Genomic DNA, 4204 nt, shown 5'->3' on the forward strand with positions numbered 1-4204 from the left:
CGGTGACGTTGACCTTTGCCGATGTAACTACTCCAGGCAACTGTCCGGGTAATTACAGCGTGACCCGAACTTGGACTGCAACAGATGATTGTGGAAACAGATCAACAGCTTCACAAAGAATCAATGTTCAGGATATTACACCACCGACTCTTATTTGTCCAGCTGGTCAAACAGCTGCATGTGGTGCAACACCAGTCTTTGGTACTCCAACAGCAAGCGATAGTTGTGATCCAAATCCAATTATTAATGATTTGGGTGTTACTACAACAAATAATGCGGATGGTTCAGTGACTTATACAAAAACCTGGACTGCCACTGACGCCTGTGGTAATACATCAGTTTCATGCAGCCAAAGTATTATAGTACCTGCCTGTGAAGGATGTACTTTAGGATATTGGAAAAACCATACTGACAGATGGTGTTCTTCTTATACTCCTTCCATGTTGTTTGGTGATGTGTTTGTAAATGCACCGTCTAATCTTGCTAATTTAACTTTATTAGAAGCTCTAAATTTAGGAGGTGGAGGTATTTATAATTTAGCTCGTCAAGGCGTAGCCGCTTTATTGAATGCTTGTAGTGATGAAGTTGATTTTCCAGCACCTTATGGTAGTAATACTCAATCAGTAATTGATGCTGTTAATGCAGCGTATTTAGCTGGAGGAGCTGAACCTGGAAAATTAGCAACTCAATTGGATATCCTTAACAATACAGGTTGTCCATTGGGCGGAACTAGTGCTACTCATAAAGAAGTTGGTTCGAGTAATACCGCTGGTTTTACTGCTTATCCGGTTCCTTTTAAAGATAAGCTTACGATTAGATACGATTTTGATTATGTGTCTGATGTGGTTATCGATGTGTATGATGCACAAGGGATTTCAGTACTTTCAAAAACAGATACCAATAGTTATTTGAACAAAGAAATTACGTTACACCTTCATTCCTATAAAGGTCAAGAACAGGTTTATATTGTGAAAGTAACTACTGATCGAGGAAGCAGTGTGAAAAAAGTAATGACTTCCAAGTAGTTTTTTAGTAATCATCTAGTCCAAAAAATGAAACGGATTAGAGTATAAAATTAAACCTCGAAAGTAAAAATTTCGAGGTTTTTTTATGTCTTTTTAGTGTTGTTTTTTTTTATCACTGGTTAATACATGATTTAAATAATAATTAAAAGATATTTTTTTTATTAAAATACTGACAATCAGTAAATTAAATGATTATTTTTTGATTAAAAACCCTTTTTTTTGCATAGTAATTTTCTTAATCATTAGGTTTTTTATCGGATATATTTGTTCTTTATCCGATTTTTTTTTGCTTTTTAAATGGTGTTGTAATCATTGATTATCTTTAATATAGAAAAAAAAATAATGCAATTCTAAGCTGTTTTGGTAAGCAGTTTAAAGGTGAAAAAAGAATTTTGTTATTGTTTCCCCACGATAAAATATTCTTTTGATGATGGAGTGCTTCAAAAATTTGTTTATGAAGATGTCTCGTTTTTCTGTAAGTTTTCTCCCCAAGTCTGAAAACTTTTCTTTTATACCTATTTTATTAATTTCGATGCTAATTATTTTAGATTAGAGTTTGTAAGGTTGCTTTTTTAAGTGATTCTCAGATTAATAAAAGTATTTAGTTATTGCTCCCCACAATAAAAATCCTTTGGATGATGGACTACTTCATTAAATTATTTTTTGAAGATGTCTCGTTTTTCTGCAAGTTTTCTCCCCAAGTCTGAAAACTTTTGTTTCAGACCTATCTTATTAATTTTAATGCTTTAAGTTGCCACTTAAGCGATGTTTTGAGTTAATGAAAGAATTCAGTATTGTTCCCCACAATAGAATGTCTTTTGGATGATGGACTACTTCATAAATGTATTTATGAAGGTGTTTTTTTCTCTGCAAGTTTTCTCCCCAAGTCTGAAAACTTTTGTTTCAGACCTATTTTGTTAATTTCAATGCTTTAAGTTGCCACTTAAGCGATGTTTGGGTTAATGAAAGAATTCAGTATTGTTCCCCACAATAGAATGTCTTTTGGATGATGGAGTACTTCATAAATGTATTTATGAGGGTGATTTGTGTTTCTTTAGGTTTTCTTTCCCCAGTCTGTAAACTTTCTTTTTTTCTAATTTATGGTCTAAAAATACTTTTATTATGAAAAAATTTATTTTTTATACGATAAAAAGTGTGCAAGACTATTGTCTCACTTTTTCCTGGCGTTTCAACGCAGGTTTTTCGAGTCTTACTATTATGACTTCTATTCATAGGCTGTCAAAGCTATGCCTCAATTCTTGGCACCAGTCGCTTGCTTTGTCCTTTATGTTGGGGGCAATCCTGATGACGGGGTATACGGCGAATGCACAGATAAATATTCAAGGTGTGGCGCCTGTTTCATCGCCCATAAATGGTTCCGGGGTTGACGGTAATCTAGATGCTCATATTCCTAATGATCCCCTTCTTTCAAATGGATTCAGTCCTGGAGACTTGTTTGACAGGGGTTATTATAATAACGGCACACCTGACCCAGCCCATACTATTAATCATGGTTTGATTAACCCCTCTAGTGGTGCTGTTTTATGGCCACCCACCGTACCAGCATCTGTCCCTTCAACCTACCAGTTGAAGGATCATTACGGCGGGGATGGACTAGGAGGAGACCTAACCATATTCGTCGGCACTAATAAAGTGAATGATAATCCAAACACCTATAAATGGGGCCCGGGAAGTAGTGCAAACAAAGGTGAAATCCAAAATAGCGGCGTTCATTTTTCCTTTGGTGATCCAGTTTTATTCCCCGCTTCAGGTGTTGTTCTGCCCGCTCCAGGCATCCCTGGTATTCCCGAAGGAAAATCAACTGATTTATGGTGTCTTTTTGCCGGTGACCGTCAGACTACCAATGGGAGTGCTTTCATTGCTTTCGAGTTTTTACAGAAAACCATGTCAATGACAAACGTCAAGTTAGGTCCCGTTAATACCCTGACTGGTGTTCAACCAATCACCGGTTTCCAGGACCCAGCACTTCCTGGCGGATTTATATCCGAAGGAACCCAGGGAGGTCGTACAGTGGGAGACAAATTAGTTACAATTGAATTTAGACAGGGAGGTGCGGCTGCTATCGTATTTATCCACGAATGGAATATAAAATTAGATAATAAAGGTAATCCTGTTTTTTCTGGGGGTATTTTACAGTATGAATATACACCTTTTACAATTGTTCCTAATACCGTCTTCTGTACCAATAACACTGTACCTTCTCCGGTGCCTTTTGATGTGTTTGGAACCGATCCTGGAACCTATGCCGTAAATCAATATGCTGAAGGGGCCGTCAATCTTACGGCAATATTCGGTAGTTCATGCACGGTGATCAGCACGGTATTTATTGTGACAAGATCATCAGGAAGTTCATCGAGTTCTGAATTATTTGATTTCCCGGGGGCACCAATTCAATTGAATTTGAGTTTGTCGCCAAATGTAAATGATCTGACAGATGTTACCAAATGTTCTACAGATACACCCTATGTTTTGCCAGCCATTACAGGAACAAACCTTACCGGGAATGAAGGGTATTGGACAGGAAGTGGCGGAACAGGAACCGAGTTGGCTGTAGGGGCATCAATAACTTCAACACAGACGATATATATCTATGATGCAACAGGAACAACCCCTAATTGTACAGATGAAGAAAGCTTTACTGTTACGGTGAATGCTATAAGTCCTGGCGTAATTGCCGGCAGTCAGACATTATGTACTCCATTTAATCCTGCAGCCTTTACAAGTACAACAGCGGCTATAGGTGACGGTGTAATCACTTACCAATGGCAGATCAGTACAACGGGCTGTGCAGGAACATTTACAAATATTACAGACGCTACTTCAGCTACTTATGATGCTCCTGCTGTATCCGTGATCACTAATTTCCGCAGGGTTGCTACTTCAACCCTTAATAACGTTGCTTGTTCTGCAAACAGTAATTGTTTGACAGTGACACCAAATTATGTTACTTCTGGAGTTATAGCAGGAAATCAGACACTTTGTACTCCATTTAATCCGGCTGCATTTACCAGCACGACAGATGGTTCAGGTAGTGCTGCTATTGTTACATACCAATGGCAGATTGGTACTACAGCAGGTTGTGACTTAGGTTTTAGTGACATTGCAGGAGCTACATCGGCTACTTACGATGCCCCAGCCTTGACAGCCGTGGCAGTAAC

Annotated in this window: 2 protein-coding genes; both read left to right on the forward strand. The window is 38.1% G+C overall.

The annotated features are described in order from the left end of the window. The coding region (locus ACM55K_RS17380; RefSeq protein ID WP_416851598.1) for a T9SS type A sorting domain-containing protein at nt 1–1025 on the forward strand (1025 nt) is incomplete at its 5' end. A 1122-nt stretch (nt 1026–2147) separates the two neighbouring features. After that, nucleotides 2148–4204: hypothetical protein (locus tag ACM55K_RS17385; protein ID WP_416851599.1), on the forward strand; the 2057-nt coding region annotated here is incomplete at its 3' end.

Origin of the sequence: Flavobacterium arabinosi, assembly GCF_048158725.1 — a bacterium.
In the GTDB taxonomy this organism is placed as follows: Bacteria; Bacteroidota; Bacteroidia; order Flavobacteriales; family Flavobacteriaceae; genus Flavobacterium; species Flavobacterium arabinosi.